Below are 23,588 nucleotides of genomic sequence, written 5' to 3' on the forward strand. Positions count from 1 at the left end.
CGCCTCAGCAGGCGCATAGCCTGCAAACCAAGCGTGATCCGCCCCGTGAGGGTTTTGAGCTGTACCAGTTTTGCCAGCCACAGAAACGCCAAACGTCCCCGCCGCCTCTCCTGTGCCTCTTGGGCCCACCACTCCCTCCAATCCATTTTGTCAATACCCCGAGTTGCCTCACTTAAAATCAAAGCGAAACGGATTCGTTGCCTCACTTAAAAATCAAAGTGAAATTATCATTCCCCTTGAGGGGGGAGACGAGGTGAGGCTATCGATGCAGGCACGTAGGGAGATCATTTGGGAAGCAGCCGAGGGATATAATAAACTCTCCAAGAAGGAAAAGATGGTGAGGCTCGATTCAGTAGTAGCCGTTACCGGTTACAATCGTGACTATGCTTCACGGTTGCTTTCTCTCCAAGGCAAGAGCATTTACTTAAAAAGCGGCTCCGGAAGGTCCTACAGGCTCGTGGCTGACGTGAGGAAGGTAAAGAAAAGGCCTCGGAGGAAGAAGAAATACGATGAAGAAGTGCTAAAGATCTTAAAAAAGATTTGGGTTATCATGGATTTCCCATGCGGGAAGAGATTGGCTCCGTGTATGAGTTGGCTCGTTCCTAAGCTCGAGGCCTTCGGTGAGATAGAGATAGGTTTATGTGAGGTGAGGGAGAAGCTCCTTTCCATCTCGGCCTCCACCATCGATCGCCTTCTCAAAGGAGAGAAGAGGCGTGTCGAACTCAAGAAGAGGAAGAGCACAAAGCCCGGCAGCCTCCTCAAAAACCAAATAAGCATACGCACCTTCGCAGATTGGGACGATGCCAAGGTGGGATTCATGGAGATGGACCTCGTAGCTCATGAAGGCGGTAACCCGAGTGGAGAATATGCCTTTACCCTAACCCTTACCGATGTGTGTTCCGGCTGGACGGAGAATAGAGCTGTGAAAAACAGGGCACAGAAGTGGACCTTCGAGGCGATAGGCATCATCAGACAAAAATTGCCATTCTCGTTAAAAGGGCTCGACTCGGATAACGATAACGTCTTTATAAACGAACATCTATTTCATTATTGCGAGAAAAACGAGATAACCTTTACCAGGTCCAGGGTCGAGAACAAAAACGATGGCTGCTATGTGGAACAGAAGAACTGGTCGGTCGTAAGGAGGACCGTAGGCTATGCCAGGCACGATACGGAGGAGGAAGTGGAGATCTTAAACGAGATATACGAGGTCTTGAGGCTGTACGTGAACCTGTTCCAGCCTATGGCTAAGCTGATGCGCAAGGAAAGGCATGGGGCCAAGGTAAAGAAAACCTACGACACTCCCAAGACCCCATTCATGAGGCTGCTCGCTTCACCAGAGGTGAGCGAGGATGTCAAGGTACAACTGCAACAGTCTTTCGACGAGCTTAACCCTGCAGCCTTGAAACGAGAGATCAATAGGCTGCTGAGGAAGCTGGAGAGGGCATACCTCAAGAAGAAAGCTGGCGTTGAGCAATGTGAGAAAGAGCTCGTTTTGACTTAGAATTTTATTTGAGGCATCGTATCCATTTCGACTACATTTTTAAATGAGGCATCAGGTACCCCGAATCCAAATCCGAGGTTGAAAGAAAATATCACTCCCGGGGAAGTTTGGCCAACCAACAGACACGAGAATTATTAAAACAAAAGACAAAGGCTGGAGCTGACAGCTGCTCCAGCCTTTGTTAAAACACCGATTATTCAAGTCCGTGGCACCAATAGCACTAAGAAATAGCTGTCCACACTTTCGCCATCGGCACGTTTGCACGTTTTCTAAAGGAGTACCGTCCAACGTCCACTTATAAAGGCAAGCTTCGGCACGGAAGCGCTTACTCCTAACTGGCAGGCTAAACGGATATCGTCGCCGAAGCCCAATCCCAAAAGGAAATGCGCGTGAGACGCGTCCTTCAACGCTTCTTCCATGTTTTTCCCATAGCTGTGCCAAACGGAATGCGCAATCCTGGCGCCGTCGGAAAATAGGATTTTCGGCTCCTTCTCCAGCGCAATATCCACTAAGGCGCCTGCGCAGGCCGAATCGTCGAGAGATACCCTGCCGAGCCGACCGGCACAAAGAATCCCAATGGAGCTTCCCGATGATAAGGCCGCGTCAACTGCGGCAAAGGCATTCCTCGCAGAGGCTATCAATACCGGCGCTCCCGTAGAGGCTGCGGCGAGCAACGCTCTGGTGCCGTTCGTGGTCGTCATTATCGCCCCTTCATACCTGCTTACACACGCATTCGCCGCTTCCAAAGGAGAATTGCCGAGATCAAAGCCCTGAGGAGGCAATCCTTTTCTTTCTCCCATCAACAACCATCCGCTTCCAAGTGATTTCTTTAGAGCGAGTCCCTCTTCAACGCTTTCCACAGGCAACATCTTCTTACCGCCGCACTCGAAGAACACCGTCATTGTCGTCGTAGCCCGCAGCACATCGACGACAAGCCAAACTTCGCAAGGCGGAAGAGCCTCGGTCGGACTTAAAATCACATCTAATCGCGCGCCCATGCTTTTATCTCCTCGCACATTATGGTGAATGTAATTATATTGTAAAATTGATGGGAGTCGCAGTGCGCAAATGAGGGGGCTGATCCTACATGGCAGAGAGGAAGTTGAAAGGCGTTCCCTTGTCATCGGGCGTTGGAATAGGGCGAATCTTGCTTCTCCGCTCCGTCCCATTTGAGACCACGGGCAAGGAAATCGACCAAGATGAGAGGGTCAAAGAATTAGAGCGCTTCACTGCAGCCCATAAAGAAGCCAAGGAGAGGCTGCTTGCCTTAAAGAAGAACGCCGAAGGCCACCTCCCCCAAGAAGAGATGGGGATATTAGAAGCACATCTTTTAATGATAGACGATCCGATGCTCATCGGCGGCATAAAAGAACTCATAGCCAAGGGCAAGCTCGCTCGCGATGCCGTTGTAGAAAAGACCAAAGAACTGAAAGCGAGGCTCGAAAGCCTGCCCGACCCCTACATGAGGGAACGCGCCATAGACATAGAGGATGTCGGACTAAGGCTTTTTAGAGCTCTTCTCGGCATACCGGAACTCGACTTGTCAGCAACAACAGAACCTATAGTCCTCACTGCTGAAGAGCTAACCCCGTCGGAAACGGCCGGCCTTAAGCCCGATCGTGTTGCAGCAATAGTGACAGCCCGAGGAGGGGTAACGAGCCATGCTGCCATTATAGCCAAGGCGCTCGGAATACCGGCAGTCTCAGGCATCTCTACGAAAGAGTTAACGGATCAGACGCTAGCGATAGTTTACGGCGACGTCGGAACGGTAATCTTAAACCCATCCGAAGAGACGATCCAGAGGGCAAAGAGACAAATCCAGCGCCTTGCCGCAGAAAAACGGGAACTCGCCTCAATTGCAAAACTTACGGCCGAGACTAAGGATGGCACAAAATTGGAGCTTTGGGGAAATATCGCCTCACCCGAAGAGGTCGATGATGTAAGGGCATCCGGAGGTACGGGCATAGGGCTATTCAGGACAGAATTCCTTTACATGGACCGCCCACAACCTCCCACAGAAGAAGAACAGCTCGACGCATATGCAAAAGCCTTAAAGGCGATGGGTGATCGGCCAGTGGTGATACGGACGCTCGACGTAGGCGGCGACAAAGAGATCCCATACTTATCGATAGAAAAGGAAGGAAACCCTTTCTTGGGTTATCGCGCCATACGGCTATGCCTGGAAAATGAAGAGCTTTTTTTGACACAACTGCGCGCCCTGCTCCGCTCTTCCGTTTATGGGAAGCTCTGGATCATGTTTCCCATGATTTCGTCCATCTGGGAAGTGCGGCAGGCAAAGGAGATGCTGGAGAAGGCTAAGATACAACTAAAAAATGAGGGTAAAGGTTTTGATGAAGACATCAAGGTAGGCATAATGATAGAAACTCCGGCGGCAGCTATCATAAGCAGGGAGTTAGCTGCGGAGGTGGACTTCTTTTCCATAGGCACTAACGACCTTACCCAATATACGTTAGCCGTCGATCGAACCAATCAGAGGGTAAACCGATGGTTCGACTCATTCCACCCAGCCGTGTTGAGGCTAATCGCCATGACGGCCGAAGGGGCTCATGCACATAACATAGATTTGGGCGTTTGCGGCGAAATGGCAGGGGAGGAGCTTGCCATCCCCATTTTTGTGGGATTGGGATTCAACGAGCTGTCGATGGCCCCGGCTCGCATTCTATGGCAGAAGCGTACATTGCGCGCCACAACGTCAAAGTGGGCCAAAGAGATAACTGCCCAAGCTCTTAAGTTGTCATCCGCGCAGGAGGTGTACGCATTCTTAAAGACCAGCATAGATGAGATTATCCCCACGGCCAACCGGGAAAATAGCCCAACTTGACGATGAGCTGAGGGCCAAAGATGAGCGCCAACACCCCTCCCATCGCCAAAAAAGGCACAAAAGGGAGGGGGTCCTTCCTCCCCACTTTTTTAAGGGCAAGCAATACCAGGGCTACGCCTCCGCCCGTCAAAAAACCAAAATACAGTGCTAAAGCCGCCATTTTCCAACCCAACAGTGCACCGAGCCCGGCAGACAGCGTAGCGTCGCCATATCCCATTTTGCCGCGGCTCGCCACTATAATAGCCCCCATGACGCCCCCACCGAGCGCAGCACCAAAAAGACCATCAACTGCGGCATCGAGGCCGTTTATAACCCTGAAGGCGATGCCCAAAAATCCCATGGCGACGACAAAGCTGTCATAGACATAGCCGCCGTAAATATCGGTGAGAGAGGACAAAAGCAGCCCATAACCGGAAAGTAGCGCGGTAATCCAAGCCCAAGACACACCGAAACGCCAGGACGAAAAACCGCCAAAGATTGCACCTATGAGTTCCACAAAAAGATAGCGCCAGCCCAAGAAAGCATCACACCCTCTGCACCGTCCCTTTTGCAACAAAAAGGAAGCTATGGGCACGAGTTCCCACGCAGAGAGAACCTTGCCACAGGCATTGCAACGTGAGCGTTCAGCCCCCCACCACCGCTGACCGGAAACGCTCCTTTCGGCCACCACGTTTAGAAACGACCCCATAGCGGCACCCAAGATCGCGTTTAACGCTACAAAGAGCATCAATGTGACCTCACGAAACCTTGCACTTCTCCTTCTTGTATTGTATTATATTATCATAAAGAGATCTCAGGGGAGGTGTGTCTTATGACGACAAGAAAGATGCTGACCGCTGTCGATCTCAGCGAGATATCCGAACCTCTGGTGATTTACAGCCATTCCATAGCGCACAGATTGGACATCGAGGTAACCTATATCCATGTACTCCCCCATACGGCCGTCTGGCGCGGATATGAGCCATGGATCCCTCCCGAAATGGATGCCCAAGTGTGGGAAGTGGCGAGAAAGAAGATGGCCTACTACGTCCGCAAGGCCGAGGAGCTTTTCCCCAACGAGCCAGAGCATAAGCACGAAATAATAATCAAAGAGGGTTATCCTGCTGACATCATCATTCAAACAGCTAAAGAAGGCAACTATGGCTTGATTGTGGTCGGCTATAAGGGGCACAGCACCTTGGAACGAATATTAGTTGGCAGCACCGGCGCAGCCGTCGCTCGCCATGCCCCTTGCTCCGTGCTCATATATCGCCCCGGGTACGAGATTATTTAAGGCCTTCAGACGATCAACTTGCCGCTGCCGGGTTTCTTCTTTGCCCCCGTCATCTTGTCGAGCTGCTGCAGGACGGCGGGGGAAGCTACGTCTATACGCGGCTTCCTTGCATCCTGAGAAGCTAACTCCTGAAGCCTCTTCTCGTATTCATCGATGCTCTTCTTAAGGGCTTTAACGTCGTTTTTGATCCACTGAAGTATACCATCAGCAGCAGCTTGGACCATATCCGCATTCGGTTCCTCGGCCATGAGGCCCAAATCCTTGAGGAGTTTATACTCGTCCCTGAGGGCATCGATGATATCCTCATCCGTCAATAAGCCTTTCTTGTACATGGCTCTGGCCAATACGTTGAACTTGGTTTTAACGTTTTCGTCAGAGACGGTCAGCGCGTCGATGCGAGCCATGATCATAGAAAGCAACTCATCTAAGCTAATTTGCATAGGCACTGGCATGCTCATACCTCCTTGAGACTTGCAGATTCAACTGCGCCGATGACAAAAGTTCGCACATGGCTTATTCTAACACAAAGGCAAAACTTGTGCTCCGCTCATAATATATCTTGTGCTACGATGATTTTGGAGGTGTCAGATGCTGGCAGGCATGCAGCTCAAACGACGACTCGTCACCATTAGACGGCTCTTCATGCACGAATGGCAGACGTTCGTCGTAATTACGATAGGGGCACTGTGCTCCTCAGTTGGCATAATATCGTTGACCATGCCGTTTCGTCTGCCGGATGCAGGCGTATCGGGTCTGGCCGTGCTTTCCAACTACGCTTTTGGCATATCGCCGGCGTGGATTATAGCTATAGGAAATGTGGGACTTTTATTATGGGGATGGCGGGAACTATCGCCGCGCTTCGTCATTTGGACAGCTTACGGTGTTGCTGTCGTCTCGGTACTGTTGAAACTTTTAGAATGGCTCCCTGCAATCCCATTAAATGATATGATTTTAGTTTGCGTTTCAGCGGGTGTCATAAAGGGCCTTGGGGGTGGCTTGGTTTTTCGTGCCGGTGCTTCCCTGGGCGGAACGGACATAATAGTCTCGGTCCTTCGCAAACGTTACGGCATTGAGGTCGGTAAGTATACCTTTTATATAAACTTGATTATATTGGGCCTTTCTATCGGCGTGGTGGGCTTAGAAAGAGCAATTTTAGGTTTAGTTAGCATTTACGTAAATGGGCTGGTAACAGATAATGTGCTCCGTTCATTTGACAGAAGAAAGCAGGTATTTATCATAACTAAAGACACACAATTGGTGTGCAGCTTTATTACACAAACACTACGTCGTGGCGTTACGATCTTGCACGGCGAAGGCGGATATACCAAACAAGTTCGCCCAGTGATCTTTTGTCTCCTCACCGCGCGCCAGACGATGGAGTTGAAACGCTTCCTTGCCCAAAATGACCCAAGGGCGTTCATGGTCATTTCAGACGCTGCAGAGGTGGTGGGCGAAGGCTTCAAGCGTTGGAGCGCCCTTTAGCCATAATGCTATATTTTCAGGGCCATAGCAACCTCGCCCATGCTGACTCTTCCATTGCAACTACAGTTTGGCTCGGGACTCCACAGCACGATCTTGGCCAGCCGCGTGAGCCCGAGCCAAAACCGAAGGGCCAACCACTTTAGGGAATGATGCACTCCTCTTTTATGACCAAATATAATAATTCATAAAATAACTACTTATTGCAATTAGTGAAGCAATCGAAAAACCCAACACGAAAGGGGTCCACCCCAATTTTTTAAGGTCCGCAATTTTTACGCTCAAGCCAATGCCGGAAAGCGCAAGCACTATTAAGAATTTAGCGGCCGCAACCAGGTACGAACTCGCCGCAGGGGTCAACAACCCAATGCTGTTTATTAGACTTACGAGCAGAAACCCGAGGATGAAGGTAGGAAAGACATCTACAACCCTGACTTTCTCGCCCGCCGTCTTCCTGTTGCGCCGATAAAAATACCCTACTGAAAAGATTACCGGCACCATCATGACATTGCGAGTAAGCTTAATGATCGTCGCTATCCTGCCGCTTTCTTCGCTGTAGGCGAACCCGGCAGCTACTACCTGAGAGGTGTCGTATACGCCTGTGCCAACCCAAGCCCCAAAGTGAAGGTCAGCCATGTGAAGCGCAAACCCAACCAAAGGAAACACAAATACGGCAAGAACTCCAAAAAGGGTTACTATGCCTACTGCCATGACTATTTCTTCCTCTTCGGCATCAATGAGTGGGGCTGTGGTAACAATGGCAGTGTTGCCGCAAATGGATAAACCTACTGCAATCAAGAGTTTTTTCCTTAAAGAAACTTTAAAAACATCGCCAAGAAGAAATGTTAAAATGAAGGCCAACACAATAACAGAAATAACCACAATCAGGCCCTTGCCTCCGATTTTTAATAATTCTGCAAAGCTAACTTCAGCTCCAAGCAGGATGATCGCGATCTTTAAGAATTTATTAAGCCCTAATTTAACACCAGGTCCAAAAATTTTACTATTCAAATTGAACATATTATTGATAATTATACCAAGTAGCACAGCAATAAAAACCCTGCCGATATAGTTAGGCAGCATTTCTGCTAAAAACGTAGAAACAACTGATATAACTAATAAAAGCGCAACGCCAGGGATATAACTCTTTAATGTCATGTAGACCACCTCAATTATAATGATATTCTTAGATCAAACTCAACATAGCTACTTTTATCTTATTAGAACAGCCATAAATAATCAATATAGTGCAAAGTCTTTATTAACTCTCTTCCAAAAAAACTAATGAAAAATTTGGCATTAACATTATATGATCTTCAAGAGATATGCCAAGTGTGCTTTCAATAGAAAATGCGAATTCTTAAGTCAAATTTTGGGTTAGCGATATATCAAAATGCCGACCATCGCTGCAAGCGCAATTGACAATATCGGGTCTAACTTGAAACGCTTTATGAGTAGAAACGTGACAACAGCTATCAGGACTCCAGCCACATCGGTGATCGAGGACGGAACGATCATTACTGTAGCTGCTAAAATAAGAGACACGACGACGGGACGAATGCCATTAAACATAGCCTTAACTAAAGCGAGGTCACGATATTTCAAAAACAACCTCGTTAAGATCAATATAACTATTACAGGAGGGAGCACGACACCTGTCGTAGCGATAAGCGACCCAACCAAACCCGCGACCTTGTACCCTACAAATGTAGCGGCGTTAATGGCAACCGGGCCAGGAGTAACCTGAGAAATTGCGACGATGTCTATAAACTGATCCATCGTAAGCCAATTATGTAACGACACAATCTCCCTCTGAATGAGCGGGAGTATCGCGTAGCCACCGCCAAAACCGAATAAGCCAACTTTGAAAAAGCTAAATAGAAGTTGCAAAAGTTGCACTTAGTGCGCCAAATTACGGCTTCCCTCACACTCTTAGCTTGTATGATACCTTCTTAATTTTCAGCTTTATTTCTTTCTTCTTTCTCTTCCTTAGCTGGCCTGATAAAGAATCCCGCTATCCCTGCAAGGAGTATGACTACTATTGGGTGAATATGGGCAATTGTCAAGCCTGTAAATGCGGCGGCTGCCAAAATAACGGCAACTTTGTCAGATATCGCCGTTTTTCCTGCTTCAAACGCCGCCTCTGCCATAAGCGCTACAATGGCTGGACGCATTCCAGACATAGCAGCCCTGACTATTGGGTTATTTTGAACCCCGAGGAAAATTGACGCTATGATTATTATAGACACAAAAGAAGGCAATGCTGCGGCTATCACGGACGATGCAGCGCCACTGAAGTCCGCCAACTTGTAACCTGTTATGGCTGCCATATTGATAGCCATCGGTCCAGGCGCGCTTTGAGCTATGGCTATAGCGTCTATAAATTCGCCCTCCTCCATCCACTGCCACTTCTCTACGATAGCCCTCCGAATGAGAGGAATCATAGCATACCCTCCGCCAAAGGTGAAAGCACCAATAGGGAGGAATATTTTAAAGAGTTTTAAAGGGGTTACTTGCAGTGCGTCAGCTTGCAACTTAGAAGTTGGCATTATAATGATCCTCCGCCTGATTCAAAACTCACATCGGCAACAGCAACTTTATGACTCTACTTTCTGGCATGTTCGTAACGACTTAATAATACAATCATACCGGATTTAAAGGAAGACCACTCTTGAGGACGGAGATGACATTTTGAACAGCCATCATCCCCATCTTGTCCGTAGCCTTATCTGTAGACCCTCCCATATGGGGTGTAACGATCACGTTGGACAAAGCGAATAGCGGATGATCCGCGGGAGGCGGCTCCACATCGAAGACATCTACGGCGGCGCCGCTCAGCTGCCCAGATTTGAGTGCTTCCACCAAGGCCTCTGTGTCCACCACAGATGCCCTGGAAGTATTTATCAAGTAACTGCCCCGTTTCATGATCGAAAAGGCACGGCGGCCGATGAGTCTATTCGTATTGACCCCTCCCGGCAAATGAAGTGAAATTACATCGCTCGTCGCCATGAGTTCATCCAAGGAAAGGAGGTTTGTGTTTAAACTCTCAGCTTCATAAGAGCGATCTGTGATGTCGAAGGCGACAACTTTCATGTCGAATGCGAGGGCGCGTTTGGCCACAGCCTGACCGATGCGCCCAAAACCCACTATGCCAAGTTGTCTCCCAGAAAGTTCGACCCCCAATATGTTAGGAAATTCTCCCATCCTGGTCTTCTGGTCGGCCTCGGTGATCTTCCTCAATAGAGCGATCATCAAACCAAGGGCGAGCTCCGCCACCGCCTCCACATTTGCTCCCGGCGTTATTGTCACCGCAATACCACGTCTCCTTGCGGCATCGACATCTACACGGTCGTAGCCGACGCCAAAGCGCGCTATAACCTTGAGCTTAGGTGCTGCGTCGAGCACTCGCTCGGTAATCCGCTCGTTGCCCAAAATAACGGCGTCTGCATCACCTATTAACTGGACGAGTTCTTCCTCCGATAAGACCCTTCCTTCAAATGGATTAGGCAGAATTGTCAGGCCCGCTTTAACAAGGCACTCCATGGGTTCAGGAGAATATCTTCCGAACATCTTTGACGTTATAAGCACGTTAGACACCGAGCATTCCTCCAGATGATTTTTAGATTTCTTCCCGTGCATCGCCCGAAATCTCTTTGGGGAGCTTACGAGACTGCAGCCATGTAAATAAAGCCACGACCACCGATAACAGCAGGAAGGCCAGCGCTATGGGCCGCTGTACCAAAATGGTCCAGCTACCGCCAGAAAGTATCAAAGAACGACGCAACGACGCCTCCGCCATAGGGCCAAGAATAAGGGCTAAAAGCAATGGCGTGACTGAAAACCCCAACATCGGGAGAATGTAACCGATTACTCCGAATATCAGCATCAATAAAACGTCAAACAGGCTGTTGTTCACAGCATATGCCCCAACTATGGAAAAGACGCCGATGGCCGGCAAAAGATAGTAGCGCGGTACCCCGACAGCCAGAGAAAATATGCGGATAAAATATCTGCCGAGGAGCAACATGATAATATTCACAGCCAGAAACCCTATCATCACAACATAAACATATTCCCCATGCCGCTCGAAAAGTAGGGGGCCCGGAGTTAGTCCTTGGATCATCAAGGCGCCCAAAAGCACGGCGGTCACCGAGTCACCGGGTATGCCAAGCGTCATTAGAGGGATAAGAGCTCCACCGCACACGGCGTTATTCCCCGATTCAGAGGCAGCCACTCCATCGAGTTCGCCGGTCCCAAAGCGCTCCGGGTGCTTAGAGCTACGCCTTGCCTCTGTGTAACTCAAAAAAGACGCTATCGCGGCACCAGTGCCAGGAATAGCACCGATGCCCGTTCCTATCAGGCCACTCTTTATAATTGTCTTAGCATGATTCAAGAGCAATTTTAGATCAAAACGCGATCGCTTCACGGCCTCCGCACTGATATGCAACTCTTGTTGCACCTGCTGTAATATCTCGCCTATTGCGAAGAGTCCTATCAACACAGGTACAAGAGGAATCCCGGCGGTCAAGGCATCAATGCCAAAGGTAAAGCGAGGAAGTGCCTCGAGAGGATCAAGACCGATGGCGGAGACTATAAGGCCGAGGGCTGCTACCATGAGACCTTTCACCAGATTTTTGCTCGCCACTCCAGCTACGCACGCCGTCAGACCGAAAACAGCCAGAGCGAAGGTCTCAGGAGGGCCGAAGCGCAGGGCAAAGGCAGCGATAACTGGAGCCACAACCAAAAGTATGGAACCGCTGATCACGCCGCCTATGACCGAAGCCCACAGGGCCATAGAAAGAGCTTCATATGCCTTACCCTGGCGCGCCAGAGGATAACCGTCCAAGACTGTGGCAGCAGAGGCCGGCGTCCCAGGCACTCCTACCAGTATGGCCGATATGGAACCTCCATAGATTCCACCCGCATATACCCCTAATAAAAACAACATGCCAGTGTCCGCGGACATTTTGAATGTGAAGGGAAGCATCACCGCAACTGCCATGGTGGCAGTTAGACCTGGCAAAGCTCCCACCACCATCCCTAAGGACACGCCCAATGCCATCAGGGTGAGGTTTTGAAATTGAAAGATTGCACCCACAGAATGGGCTATGTATTCAAATTCTAACATTTACGCCACCTCACTATCATACATAGGGCTAAGGAAGCACCACGCCCAAAACCCATCTGAACGAATAAGTCACGCTGAGGTCGAGGATCGAGGCAAAAAGGGCTATCTGCCACCACTTTCTGGCCCCCAAAAAGAAGGCTCCAATTACGAGGAACAAAAATGTGCTCAGCTCGAAGCCAATGATGCCCATTAACAAGTAATACAGAAAGAAGTTAACGAGCATAAACAGAAAGCGACGCAAGTTTAAAAATAGTGCCGTAGGCCTAAGGTTTTCGCCTTCGCGCAGTTTCTTCAACCACAAAAACGAGCTCTTGATCAAAAGTATTAAACTGAAGATCCCAAGGGCGATAGTCATGGTGTAAGGGAAATATTCCGGTCCCATGCCGCTCGCCATTGGACTTTCCATCACTTGGCTTGGAATTAAAAACCACAGTAAAACACTCAGCACTAAAGCAATAGAAGCATTTATGACATCTGTCTTAGGGTTCATCAATGATCCTCCTTAAAACAGGCAGGCCGTTTTGGCCTACCTGCATCGCTTTTGATCAAAGAGAGCTTGTAGTCCCCTTAAACAAAAGTCCCATATTCTGCTTTGCAACCCCAGATCTCTACCCCCACCTGAGTTGCTGCGACCGGGAGCGATAGTTGCTTCGAATTAACCAATTTAGCATTATCTGCATCAGCGCCTCTTTTCGGTCTGCGTAGCGCGGATCGTCCCACAGGTTGTTGAGCTCCTTGGGGTCGTTTTTCAAATCGAACAGTTGCCCGAAGGGTTCATCCAAGAAGTGAACCAACTTCCAATCTTTGGTCCTGACCATCGTCATAAATTCCGTTTCCTGTAAAATTGCGTCGCGGCTATGTTCGGCGAAAACACACTTATGCCCTTCGGTATTTCTGCCTTCCAAAGCCGGTACGAGGGACTCGGCCTCCATATTTGCAGGAATCTGAAGGCCTGCTAATTGCAAGATGGTTGCTCCTATATCTATTTGGCTATAGAGATTATCCAAACGCTGCCCTCCATCGAAACGCCCCGGAGACCAGATGATCGTCGGAACCTTAAGTATTTCGTCGTACATGGTCCACTTTTGTATATGACCATGATCTCCCAAACAATCCCCATGATCTGAAGTAAAAATCACCACCGCATTTTCCAAATAACCCTTTGCCTCAAGAGCTTGTAAGATCTCACCGATCTTCTCATCAATCATCGTCACATTGGCCAAATAGTACGCCCTCAAACGATGAAGTTGCTCCCGAGAAGGGTTCAACGAGAAAACAACTGAATCATGATCGATTTGTGAATTATGCTTCCGCAAAGCGAGAAACGGGGGCGGTTGGCTGGATAGATCTTTCTCGGATACTACAGGAATGGGCAAGTCTTTTTTCAAATAGGGTTCTGCATATCTAAAAGGAGGGTCATATGGCGGATGGGGACCAGGAAAGCCGATTTGCAAAAACAGGGGTGTGGTTTCGGGATAGCGATCGATCCACCACGTGGCCATACCACCCACAAACATGTCGGGATGCATATCTTCCGGCAATTCCCATTCAAATGCACCCATTCGCTCCCTATAATCTTTTAGGTTTCGATACATTACGCGTCCAGGTTTCGGCAGACCTCTCGCGTGCAGAGCTTTGTCCCACTCGTCAAAAAAATATCTTCCTTCCAGATAACGATCTTTGTTTTCCACCACGTAGCGCTCGTGGAAACCGTAGGGAGCCTGATAGGGGTAAGTGTGCATCTTGCCGATGTTTACACAGTGATATCCGCTTTTCGCCAAATCCTCTACCCAAGTTCGAGGCCATTCATCTGCGTTTTTAAAGACGCCGGCAGAGTGAGGATAACCTCCCGTAAACAGGGCAGCACGAGATGGCGCACAAGAAGGCGCGGCGCAAAAACAATTATTCAGAGCTACCCCCTCTTTGACGAGGCGATCCAGATTAGGCGTATCCATGTAGGGAAATCCCAATGCTTGAATGGTGTCGAAGCGCTGTTGATCGGTCATGATTAAAATTATGTTGGGACGATCATTCGGCATTTCATTACTCCTTTCTTATTTAAAAATTGTTTTTCCACTATTTCGCTTTCAACATAAATCCTTCTGCTCGTATCTATGGTTGTCTTTCCTGGCAACACTTTTTATACTTCTTGCCACTCCCACACGGGCAAGGGTCGTTGCGCCCCGTGTTCTTCCAAATGGAGCTATACAATCCTCGCATCTCCTCTTGGATAAAGAGGGGCGATCGCTTCTGCCTTATCATTTGGGCAATCTCTCGCATAAACACAGCAGTATAGTTAAAAAACTGTTTATACCCGGCGCATAGATAGTTTAAGCCACCCTCGCCATTTGGCGTTTTTAAAAAGCGGTCTTTTGGACAGCCACCATTGCAGATAAAGCGCACGTCGCAATCACGGCAATACCGTGGCAAGGCATCTCGCTTATTCTGACCGAACTTCTTCTGCTTGGGCGATTCGACCATGTCGATGAGGGCCTCTTCTCGAATGTTGCCCAACCTATACTCAAGAGAGACAAAATGGTCGCAGGAATACAGATCACCGTTATGCTCCATAACCATGGCTCTGCCACAGGTTTCACCAAGGGTGCAAAGGGCAGGACCAACTCCCATCCAAAGCCCAACGCATTCCTCAAACATCCGAACAAAAACCCGACCGATGTCGTTTTTAACCCACTCGTCGAAAACAGCAATCAAAAAGCGGCCGTAATCTTCAGCCCTTACGGTGCGAGGGCTCACTTTCACATCTTCCATGTGTTCTACTATGGGAATGAATTGAATATACCGCACGCCTTCGTCCTTGAAGAAGTGGTAGATCTCAAGTGGGTGCATAGTATTTAAATTATTAACAGTACATAGGACATTGCATTTTACTCCATGTCCTTGCAGCAAATGGAGCCCACTAAGAACCCGTTTGTGCGTTGAGCGCCCTTCCTTATCGGATCGGTATGAGTCGTGTAATTCCGCCGGACCATCTATGCTAATGCCTACGAGGAAATCGTTTTCCCTGAAAAAATCGCACCATTCGTCGTTTAACAAGATGCCGTTGGTTTGAAATGCGTTTTCTATCCGCCAGCCTTCCGGTACATACTTATTTTGCAGTTCGACGGCCCTTTTAAAAAAATCTATCCCCCTCAAGGTGGGTTCGCCCCCTTGCCATGCGAAGGAAACGACAGGGCCGGGCTGATATTGAATGTATTGCCGGATGAAATCCTCTAAGAGCTCCTCGCTCATCCTAAAATTTTTCTCTTGTGGATATAGATGTTTTTTCTCTAAATAAAAGCAATAGTTGCAGGACAAGTTGCAAATAGGGCCGATAGGCTTAGCCATGACATGAAATGGCGAGGTGGCGTTTTTCATCTTACCAATCACCCATCTTTAAATGAATAAACCGCTTTAAGCATTTGTTATCTATGTATCATTAAACTATATCATCTAATAGAACATGACTGATCTTTTTGTTGTATACAGGCAGGTCTGTTGCCAAAGCCTAAGGCGCAACGATCCGACCCAGACCTGCCTGTATTGCTGGCTACTTCTTCACAAACCCTAACTTCTCCATGAGGGGTTTGTATGCGCCATATTCCTCCTTAAGACTGGAGATCACTTCATCGGGTGTGCGATACTGAATGGTGAGCTTCATACGAGCCATAGCCTCTATAAACTCGGGGTCTTCAAGCGACTGCTTGAAAGCTGCGTGAAGCTTTTCCACCACATCGTCTGGCGTCTTAGCTGGAACGAGTAACATCTTCCAGACGCTGAATTCTGGCAGGTCGAAACCCTGTTCTTTAAACGTGGGGACATCAGGCGCCTCGGCAAATCGCTCCGGCGAGAAAATGCCCAGTGCCCTCAAGTTTCCTGCCTCCACTTGGGGCATACACTCCGTAGGATGCGAGGTAGCGGCATCTACATGGCCGCCAACCAAAGCGGTAATAGCCGGGCCTCCGCCTTCAAACGGCACAGCCTCCGCTTTCACGCCAGCAGAGTCAAAGAGAGCGGCTGGGGCCAAATGCGTAAGGCCACCAGCACCTGAAATGCCATACTTAATAACCTTGCCGGTTTTTTTGGCATCATCGATGAGGTCTTGCGTCGTCTTCCATGGAGATTTAGCGTTGACGGTTAGTATTATTGGTTCATAGCTGAGGCCTATAATGCCGCGGAAGTCGTCAACGCTGTACTGGACGGGGCGAGTCAACGGAACTGTGGTAAAGGCACCGGCTGCTATCTGAAGCACCGTGTAGCCATCGGGATGTGCTCTGGCCACCTCCGCCGCCCCGATTGCTCCATTGGCTCCGGGCCTATTCAACACGACCACGCTTTGGCCCAAATATTTCGGCGCAACCGACGCCAGTGCGCGAGTCATTAGGTCTGAGCTGCCTCCAGCTGCATAAGGGCAAACGATCGTCACCGGTTTAGTGGGAAAACCTGCAGCATTTGCCGGCATCTGTCCCTGAGCCATCACGCCGAAGGCCAAGACTAAAACCGCACAACTCGTCAAAAATCGCCTCATAATCCTTCATCTCCTTTCTTTTGCTTCACCTCGTTGAGCAATCACGCCATTTGATCCTGCGTCCTCAAGTAAGAAACTATCACCTCCCTCGCTTCCTTCACGTGACACTTGGCCGCATTATCTGCGCCAATGGAGTCCCTGCGCTTTATCGCTTGGTATATCTGCTCATGTTGCTGTATCGACCGCTGCGGCCTGCCCGAAAGCGAAGCGGATGTCGCCATTAAGAGCCGCACCTGACTCTGGAGTTTCTTCAGCGCCTCCAAGAGGCGGATGTTACGGCTCGCCTCTGCTATTGCACTATGAAATAGTATATCAACATCGGAATAACGTTTAACCTCGCCACTTGCTATGCACAGTTTGCCATCGTTAAGGTATCCTGCTATCTTAGCGAGTTGATCTTCTGTTGCCATTGTAGCCGCCTTAGCCGCAGCCAATCCCTCGAGGACCTCACGTAGCTCGTAAATCTCCACTACATCTGAAATTGTAAGGAGTGCCACATAAGCACCCTTGCGGGGAATAATTTGCACCAAACCTTCTCCTGCAAGCTTCACTAATGCCTCCTTCACGGGCGTGTAGCTTATACCCAATCGCTGAGCTAAATCGCGCACTAAAAGCTTTGAGCCAGGTTGCAGGGTTTTGGATACAATAGCATCGTGGATAGCTTCGTAAGCCATATCAGCTAAACGCGGTGCGTTTGAAAAATTCTCAAGCTGAACGTCGACTTTCTCTATTTTTTGCCGCTTATAACCTAACATTCACGTTCACTCTTTCTCGTTTGAAATTCTTTTACAAAGCAATGGCTTACATTAAAATTTCAGGTATTCCGACCTAAGCGCTGCGGTAGAGTTTGGTAAGGACGAATTCGCGGTGACCCAGCGCTTCGGCCGCAGTAAGCCTGCCATTTATCGTACGGTTCATAACATCTGAGATTGCGTCTGCCGCCCGATCCAAGGACAACTCGCGGCGGATAATTCCGCTTAAGTCTACGTCTATATGCTCGGCCATCTCTACCACCGTCCGCGGATGGGCCGATATTTTGACTACGGGAACGATGGGATTGCCCACGACATTGCCCTGTCCGGTCGTAAAGAAATGCAACACGGATCCAGCCGCTGCGGTCAGTGTCACCATTTCCGCCGCCGCGGAGGACGAATCCATGAAAAACAGACCTTTGTCGGTCGGCGTTTCAGCCGGCCCCAATACTCCGACGATAGGACATGTGCCGGTTTTCTGTACGTTACCGAGCCCTTTTTCCTCTATTGTGGAAAGCCCTCCGGCAATGTTGCCCTGTGTCGGCTGAGAGCCAAGGAGGTCTACGCCTTGGGACTCGATGAATGCCATATAGTCGCCATAAACTTTCATAAATTTTTCCTTAAGCTCTGGGGTAGCCATGCGCTCGGCTATGAAATCTTCAGCGCCGGTGAGCTCCGAAGTCTCGCCGAAGATCACGGTGCATCCAGCGTTCACAAGCCTGTCAATCAGCCTACCGAGGGCAGGGTTTGCAGCCAGGCCAGATGTCGTGTCAGATTCTCCGCACTTAATGCTAATCGTAAGCTCACCCAAAGATATAGGCTCCCGTTTTATCTCTGATGCGTCCTGCAAAAGCATTTTTGCTATCCTTGATGCTTTTTCTATAGTCTTAAGATCTCCATTATGCTCAATGCTCAAACCTTCTACAGGTTTCTTCGCCACCTTAGAAACGGCATCCACGATCTTGTTAGTCCAGTTGGGCTCTATGCCTATGATGACGGCAGCCGCCACATTTGGGTTGGAAGCAGTACCTATGAGCGTTTTGAACGTAAGCTCCAGATCCTCGCCGAATTGCAATCTTCCATATGGATGAGGGAGGGACAAGGTGCCATGAATCACCCGCGAAGTCACCTCAGCAGCAGTGTTAGATATGTCATCGACCGGCAGTATTATTACGTGGTTTCGCACGCCCACACGGCCATTCGGTCGCCTGAATCCCAAGAGCTCTGTCATAGCCCGTCCCTCCATCTGAGCGATCTGATGTTGTGTATACGCACAAGTTCGCCTGTTTTGATATTAGAAGTGGCTATTCCGATAGGTCTATAGTATTCGATAACATTTGCGCCGGAAGAAATCTCTTTAAGGGCAATCTTATGTCCAATTGGTATGGTATCGAGGACTTCGATTAAACCCTCAAACCCAACCTCATCGAGGGAAACGAAACCTACCCGCTCACCCGGGGCTATTTCTTCCACCGCAACACCCACATCATCACTCTTCACGTGAACCAAAACCTTGAATTTCACGAACACACCCCCTATGGGGGACAAAATGCCTCAACGCTTAAGTTACGAGGAGCATTTATAAAGCCCAAGTCAAATTCTATATTTTAAATTTTTTATGTCAAGCTTCTCGCACCGAAACGTTCACTCTTCGCGCTAAACTCGCTAAAGAGAGATCTTTTGCTAAACCACACTGAAGGGAAAGAGAGTATTTACAGGGAGTCTATGGGAAGGGCTTCGACATTTTAGGGTGTACGTCTTTGGATCACTGATTTTGCTTTGACGCGTTATCGACCTTCCAGAATCGGCAAAAAGAACATGTGTCATGCCATGAAGGCAATCCGCAGATCTTGCACTTGTATGGCGGTTCCTTTTCAGCGCATTCGCCTGCAAACAAATACATATTTTTCAAGTATCCGCGATAAAAAGCCCATTTTGTACCAGGAGACCGCTCTTCCGCACGATTTAGAAGGCGTTTCCACTCGAGAAACGTAGCATCCTCAGCATAAGGGCATTCTTTTTCTACAAAGGATATATTTCTAAGCAGACAATACGTCGTCGTCTCTTTTTCGGTGCAAAGGAATAGAGGTTTTGTCTTAGCGGGATGACCCTCCCCGATCGGGGGAGAATAAGGGCTTCCGTTAGCTAAATATAGCACGTTCCAGTGGAGTATATTGCCAAGCAGCGCTGCAGCCTGGTCGTCGAGGTTGTGTCCTGTGGCGATCACATCGAATCCCTTGGTAATCGCAACTTGATTCATATAATATCTCTTGGTAAGACCGCAGGCGGAACATATGGAGCGATGTTTAGCTCTAGCCTTTTGCATCACTGTCATTCCATGCGCCTGCGTGATATCTACCACAATTAAATCGCATTTTCTATTGCGGACAAAAACCCAACAAAGCTCTTCGCTCTCGTCAGAATAGCCATCGTGAGTTATACCCAAGTTAATATAAAGCCCTGATGTATAATATCCTAACCTTGTAAGGATATCCCACAGGGCGAGGCTATCTTTGCCACCTGAAACAGCAAGGATAATTTTGTCCTTTTTAGAGAACATTTTAAAGTCGGATATCGCCTTTTGTACACGCCTTAACATCCACTCGTCAAAATGGCGAGCACACAATGCAAGACTGTGCTGGCGCAATTTAATTACCGCCTTATCTTTGCAAATGTGACACTTCATGCCCCTTATCCTCCACTGACGGTGTTTATTATTTTCACCTCATCGTCACGGGAAAGCACTTCATCCTCAGTGATTATAGTGCCATTTTTAACAACTACCACTTCGTTTACATTGAGAGAAAGTTTGCTTAAGAGCTTCAAGGCAGACATGGATTCGTCAAATCGGAACTCTGTCCCTTTATAATATACCTTCATACCAAACTACTCCTTTTCCATATTAATATATAAAGTCTAAAGTATAGCACAGTCGCCGCTATGGGTTTTTAAAACACCACAAAGCAACCCCAAATGCCAAAAGCCGAGGACACCTATATCTATTCCCTGGTGTCCTCGGCAAATTAAACACCCCAGCTCATATTTGCTCTTACTTCTTCCCGAAGACCGCCTCGAGCTGTTTGGCGATAGCGTCGCCCATTTCGGAAGTGGTGTTCGTTCCACCCAGGTCTGGAGTTCTTACGCGCCCTTCTTTAACGACAGCGGCTATAGCATCGACGACGCGCTTCCCCCACTCTTCAAGGCCAATGTGATCGAGCATCATGGCGGCTGCCCATATCGTGGCTATGGGGTTTGCCCTGATCATGCCTTTATATTTGGGGGCAGAACCGTGGATTGGTTCAAACATCGATGGAAATTCCTTCTCGGGGTTGACATTTCCGCCCGGGGCGAAGCCCAACCCACCTTGGAGCGTAGAGGCTAAATCAGTCAGAATGTCGCCAAAGAGATTAGAAGCCACTACGACATCGAAGCTCTCAGGTTTCCTGATCAAAAACATCGTCATTGCATCAACTAATACGTGCTCCGCTTCTACATCGGGAAATTCTTTGCTGACAGCGTTAAAGACCTCATCCCAGAAGACCATCGAATGCTTCAAGGCGTTCGATTTGGTTATTGAGGTTACCTTTTTCCTGCGCTTCCTCGCTAAGGAAAAGGCATATCGCATTACCCTTTCCGTCTCCCTACGGGTAAATACGCTCACCTGCATAACGACCTCGTGGGGCGTTCCTGGATATGACCTGCCGCCGATATCTCCATATTCGCCTTCTACGTTCTCTCTTACGAAAACCATATCGATAGCTTTTTCTTCTTTAAGAGGATAAGGAGCACCAGGAAGGCGTTTGACCGGCCTTAAGTTCACATACTGGTCAAATCCGCGGCGGATAGCGAATATCAAGGTCTGGGCTCCTATGTGATCGGGGACTCTCGGGTCTCCAATGGCACCCATCAAAAGGGCGTCAAATTTCTTAAGCGTATCAAGCCCATCTGCAGGCATCGTAACGCCATGCTCCAGGTAGTACTCGCATCCCCAAGGAAATGACGTAAAATCCAAAGAGATATTTCCATCGAGCTCTTCCACAGTCTTCAGCACCTTAAGTGCCTCTGCCGTAATTTCCGGGCCTATACCATCACCGGGAAGCACTCCTATTTTGAAAACCTTCTTGCTCACCATATCTCACCATCCATTCGTTTTGTATAAGAGTTAGGCATAACCGCCTCAACTACCACCTTGGCCCAATCGCTCACTCAGGCATTTTATGATATCATCTGCCATCGTTTCAAGATCATAATCGGGTGTCCAGCCCCATTCTTTTCGAGCACAACTATCATCCAGGCTGTTCGGCCACGAATCGGCGATGGCTTGTCTCACCGGGTCCACATCGTATTCTATTTCAAAATCCGGGATACGCTCCTTAATTTCATCAGCTAACTCTTGAGGGGTGAAGCTCATGGCTGTCACATTGTAACCATTGCGGTGCACAAGCTTGCTCGGCTCGGCTTCCATAAGGGTGATGGCAGCCTTAACTGCATCGGGCATATAAAGCATAGGCATCATCGTATTTGGCCTCAAATAACACGTATAACGTCTCTGGGTCAGGGCAGCGTAGAATATCTCCGTGGAATAATCGGTGGTTCCCCCGCCAGGCATGGAACTGCTCGAAATTACGCCCGGATAACGCACGCCTCGCGTATCTACACCGTATTTCTTGAAATAATAGTTGCACATCAGCTCGCCTGCCACCTTCGCTATACCGTATATTGTGGTTGGGCGCTGGATCGTATCCTGAGGCGTGTTGTCTTTCGGCGTTTCCGGGCCAAAGGTGGCCATAGAACTCGGGAAAAAGAGAGAGCAACCGTGCTCACGAGCTACCTCCAAAACGTTATACAACCCATCAAAGTTCACGCTCCAAGCCTTCTTGGGATCTGCTTCGGAAATAGCAGAAAGCATGGCGGCTAAGTGATAGATCGTTCCTACATTGTACTTATCGACGGCTCCTTTGATCGACGAAACGTAGGTACAATCGACAACCTCACAAGGGCCGGATTCGGATATCTCGGCAGGTGGCTTACGCTTATGTATGCCGCACACTACGTTATCACCGCCGTACTTTTCCCTCAACGCTAAGGTCATATCATACCCTATCTGACCCGTCCCTCCGGTCACCAGAATCCTCTTCACGGGAATGCGCCCCCTCGTCATCTTTCAACAGTCTGGCGTTCCACCTCGCACAGCCTATCCACGCCTATCATCCCTTCTATTTTCGCAATGACCTCATTATAGCGCGGCGCCTCAAACCCCACAAAGCCACCAGAAGTGGGCGCCCGTCCTTGTTCTTTGATCATTCTGTTGATGCTTAAGGCTGCGCCTATCGTAGCAACTATCGTAGTTATAGGATAGATAATTATTTGATAACCGAGACTCGAGATTTCCTGCCATGTGAGGGTTTCTTGAATTCCCCATTTTGATCCATATCCAGCCATAGCAAGCAACGGCATATTTTCCGGCACGGCGTCCCTTACTCGCTTCATTTCGTCCACATCACAAACCTGAGGCATAATAGCGTCTACCCCGACCTCAGATAGGGCGTTGACTCGTTCGAGCACGGCTTCTATTGTGCCGCCTTCTGCTGCTCTTCTGGCGTCTGTCCTTGCAATGATCATAAAGTTCTCGTCATTTCTTGCTCTGAGGGCATATCCCAGCCTCTCAATATGTTCTTTTAAGGGTACAATGTGTTCTTTCCCGGCATAATAATGAACGCGTTTCGGATAAACCTGATCTTCTATATGCATAGCGCTTATGCCGGCATTCTCATACTCCTGGACTGTGCGCATGATGTGCAAAGGATCTCCGAAGCCGGTATGCCCATCTACTATAAGCGGAATCTCCAAAAGACGCAGAGCCCTTCTGGCATTTTCGACTTGATCCAGAAGCGTCAAGAGCGGCTCGGTAGTCCCTAAGGCCGCGCCTGTCATCCAGCCGCCCATATAAGCGGCGTTAAATCCCAGCTCCTGCACCACGGAAGCAGTTACGGCATCATAGCAACCAGGCGCTACCACCGTTTCACCGTTGTTCAAATGCTCTTTTAGAGAGCACCTTGCATTGCGAGGGCCTCTCATGCCTCAT

24 protein-coding genes and 1 pseudogene are annotated in these 23,588 nt (G+C 48.9%); 4 read left to right on the forward strand and 21 right to left on the reverse strand.

Annotation, left to right across the window (positions count from 1 at the left end):
- A pseudogene (locus tag EZM41_RS00215) lies at nt 1-150 on the reverse strand (penicillin-binding transpeptidase domain-containing protein); the annotation flags it as partial.
- 103 nt (nt 151-253) lie between these two features.
- Here EZM41_RS00215 and EZM41_RS00220 point away from each other — a divergent pair.
- Nucleotides 254-1,504 (forward strand): ISNCY family transposase, encoded by a 1,251-nt coding sequence (locus EZM41_RS00220; protein WP_198468237.1) that lies wholly within the window; start codon nt 254-256, stop codon nt 1,502-1,504.
- Nucleotides 1,505-1,773: 269 nt separating this feature from the next.
- Here the strand turns inward: EZM41_RS00220 and EZM41_RS00225 are convergent, their stop codons facing one another.
- Nucleotides 1,774-2,502: a 2-phosphosulfolactate phosphatase gene (locus EZM41_RS00225; protein ID WP_198468239.1), complete on the reverse strand. Its 729-nt coding sequence runs from the start codon at nt 2,500-2,502 to the stop codon at nt 1,774-1,776.
- A gap of 89 nt (nt 2,503-2,591) precedes the next feature.
- Between EZM41_RS00225 and ptsP the strand changes: the two genes are divergently transcribed.
- A complete protein-coding gene (ptsP, locus tag EZM41_RS00230) occupies nt 2,592-4,346 on the forward strand; it encodes a phosphoenolpyruvate--protein phosphotransferase (protein ID WP_198468241.1) in 1,755 nt (584 codons plus the stop codon).
- On the opposite strand, the gene EZM41_RS00235 is transcribed toward ptsP, so the two are convergent.
- Nucleotides 4,309-5,073 carry a prepilin peptidase gene (locus tag EZM41_RS00235; RefSeq protein ID WP_198468243.1) on the reverse strand — a complete coding sequence of 255 codons (765 nt, stop codon included), beginning with the start codon at nt 5,071-5,073 and terminating at the stop codon, nt 4,309-4,311. The two genes, ptsP and EZM41_RS00235, sit on opposite strands and share 38 nt — an antisense overlap.
- Before the next feature lie 84 nt (nt 5,074-5,157).
- Between EZM41_RS00235 and EZM41_RS00240 the strand changes: the two genes are divergently transcribed.
- Complete coding sequence (locus EZM41_RS00240) at nt 5,158-5,619, forward strand: universal stress protein (RefSeq protein ID WP_198468245.1); 462 nt, start codon at nt 5,158-5,160, stop codon at nt 5,617-5,619.
- Between the two features lie 5 nt (nt 5,620-5,624).
- Here EZM41_RS00240 and EZM41_RS00245 read toward each other — a convergent pair whose 3' ends face one another.
- On the reverse strand, nt 5,625-6,071 hold the full coding sequence (locus EZM41_RS00245) for a hypothetical protein (RefSeq protein WP_198468247.1): 447 nt from the start codon (nt 6,069-6,071) through the stop codon (nt 5,625-5,627).
- Between the two features lie 136 nt (nt 6,072-6,207).
- Here EZM41_RS00245 and EZM41_RS00250 point away from each other — a divergent pair, with 136 nt between their 5' ends.
- Nucleotides 6,208-7,101, forward strand: coding sequence for a YitT family protein (locus EZM41_RS00250; protein WP_232618834.1), 894 nt, complete (start codon nt 6,208-6,210; stop codon nt 7,099-7,101).
- Nucleotides 7,102-7,263: 162 nt separating this feature from the next.
- On the opposite strand, the gene EZM41_RS00255 is transcribed toward EZM41_RS00250, so the two are convergent.
- The 17 genes from EZM41_RS00255 to EZM41_RS00335 form a co-directional block, all read right to left on the reverse strand.
- Nucleotides 7,264-8,256, reverse strand: coding sequence for a YeiH family protein (locus tag EZM41_RS00255; RefSeq protein WP_198468249.1), 993 nt, complete (start codon nt 8,254-8,256; stop codon nt 7,264-7,266).
- 219 nt (nt 8,257-8,475) lie between these two features.
- The gene (locus tag EZM41_RS00260; RefSeq protein WP_342449179.1) at nt 8,476-8,997 is read right to left on the reverse strand and encodes a chromate transporter; all 522 of its coding nucleotides are present in this window, start codon (nt 8,995-8,997) and stop codon (nt 8,476-8,478) included.
- A 53-nt stretch (nt 8,998-9,050) separates the two neighbouring features.
- Nucleotides 9,051-9,647: a chromate transporter gene (locus EZM41_RS00265; RefSeq protein ID WP_198468253.1), complete on the reverse strand. Its 597-nt coding sequence runs from the start codon at nt 9,645-9,647 to the stop codon at nt 9,051-9,053.
- Between the two features lie 94 nt (nt 9,648-9,741).
- Nucleotides 9,742-10,695: an NAD(P)-dependent oxidoreductase gene (locus EZM41_RS00270; protein ID WP_198468255.1), complete on the reverse strand. Its 954-nt coding sequence runs from the start codon at nt 10,693-10,695 to the stop codon at nt 9,742-9,744.
- Between the two features lie 22 nt (nt 10,696-10,717).
- Entirely contained in the window at nt 10,718-12,226 is a 1,509-nt protein-coding gene (locus tag EZM41_RS00275; RefSeq protein ID WP_198468257.1) for a tripartite tricarboxylate transporter permease, read from the reverse strand.
- A gap of 28 nt (nt 12,227-12,254) precedes the next feature.
- Nucleotides 12,255-12,716 carry a tripartite tricarboxylate transporter TctB family protein gene (locus EZM41_RS00280; RefSeq protein ID WP_198468259.1) on the reverse strand — a complete coding sequence of 154 codons (462 nt, stop codon included), beginning with the start codon at nt 12,714-12,716 and terminating at the stop codon, nt 12,255-12,257.
- 118 nt (nt 12,717-12,834) lie between these two features.
- Nucleotides 12,835-14,265, reverse strand: a complete 1,431-nt coding sequence (locus EZM41_RS00285) for a sulfatase family protein (RefSeq protein WP_198468261.1) — start codon at nt 14,263-14,265, stop codon at nt 12,835-12,837.
- A gap of 73 nt (nt 14,266-14,338) precedes the next feature.
- On the reverse strand, nt 14,339-15,601 hold the full coding sequence (locus tag EZM41_RS00290; RefSeq protein ID WP_198468263.1) for an anaerobic sulfatase maturase: 1,263 nt from the start codon (nt 15,599-15,601) through the stop codon (nt 14,339-14,341).
- 172 nt (nt 15,602-15,773) lie between these two features.
- Nucleotides 15,774-16,751 (reverse strand): Bug family tripartite tricarboxylate transporter substrate binding protein, encoded by a 978-nt coding sequence (locus tag EZM41_RS00295; protein WP_198468265.1) that lies wholly within the window; start codon nt 16,749-16,751, stop codon nt 15,774-15,776.
- Nucleotides 16,752-16,792: 41 nt separating this feature from the next.
- Nucleotides 16,793-17,506 carry a GntR family transcriptional regulator gene (locus tag EZM41_RS00300; protein WP_198468267.1) on the reverse strand — a complete coding sequence of 238 codons (714 nt, stop codon included), beginning with the start codon at nt 17,504-17,506 and terminating at the stop codon, nt 16,793-16,795.
- Nucleotides 17,507-17,579: 73 nt separating this feature from the next.
- Nucleotides 17,580-18,734: a UxaA family hydrolase gene (locus EZM41_RS00305; protein WP_232618838.1), complete on the reverse strand. Its 1,155-nt coding sequence runs from the start codon at nt 18,732-18,734 to the stop codon at nt 17,580-17,582.
- Complete coding sequence (locus EZM41_RS00310; RefSeq protein WP_198468271.1) at nt 18,731-19,027, reverse strand: SAF domain-containing protein; 297 nt, start codon at nt 19,025-19,027, stop codon at nt 18,731-18,733. The genes EZM41_RS00305 and EZM41_RS00310 overlap by 4 nt, the downstream gene beginning before the upstream one ends.
- A 241-nt stretch (nt 19,028-19,268) precedes the next feature.
- Nucleotides 19,269-20,189 carry a tRNA lysidine(34) synthetase gene (locus tag EZM41_RS00315; RefSeq protein WP_198468273.1) on the reverse strand — a complete coding sequence of 307 codons (921 nt, stop codon included), beginning with the start codon at nt 20,187-20,189 and terminating at the stop codon, nt 19,269-19,271.
- Nucleotides 20,190-20,194: 5 nt separating this feature from the next.
- Nucleotides 20,195-20,383, reverse strand: a complete 189-nt coding sequence (locus EZM41_RS00320; RefSeq protein ID WP_198468275.1) for a MoaD/ThiS family protein — start codon at nt 20,381-20,383, stop codon at nt 20,195-20,197.
- 169 nt (nt 20,384-20,552) lie between these two features.
- Entirely contained in the window at nt 20,553-21,635 is a 1,083-nt protein-coding gene (locus tag EZM41_RS00325) for a tartrate dehydrogenase (protein WP_198468277.1), read from the reverse strand.
- Nucleotides 21,636-21,680: 45 nt separating this feature from the next.
- Entirely contained in the window at nt 21,681-22,643 is a 963-nt protein-coding gene (locus tag EZM41_RS00330) for an NAD-dependent epimerase/dehydratase family protein (protein ID WP_198468279.1), read from the reverse strand.
- Between the two features lie 17 nt (nt 22,644-22,660).
- Nucleotides 22,661-23,581, reverse strand: coding sequence for an isocitrate lyase/PEP mutase family protein (locus EZM41_RS00335; protein WP_198468281.1), 921 nt, complete (start codon nt 23,579-23,581; stop codon nt 22,661-22,663).
- Nucleotides 23,582-23,588: the final 7 nt, after the last annotated feature.

The sequence above is a fragment of the Acetomicrobium sp. S15 = DSM 107314 genome (genome assembly GCF_016125955.1).
Taxonomy (GTDB): Bacteria; Synergistota; Synergistia; order Synergistales; family Thermosynergistaceae; genus Thermosynergistes; species Thermosynergistes pyruvativorans.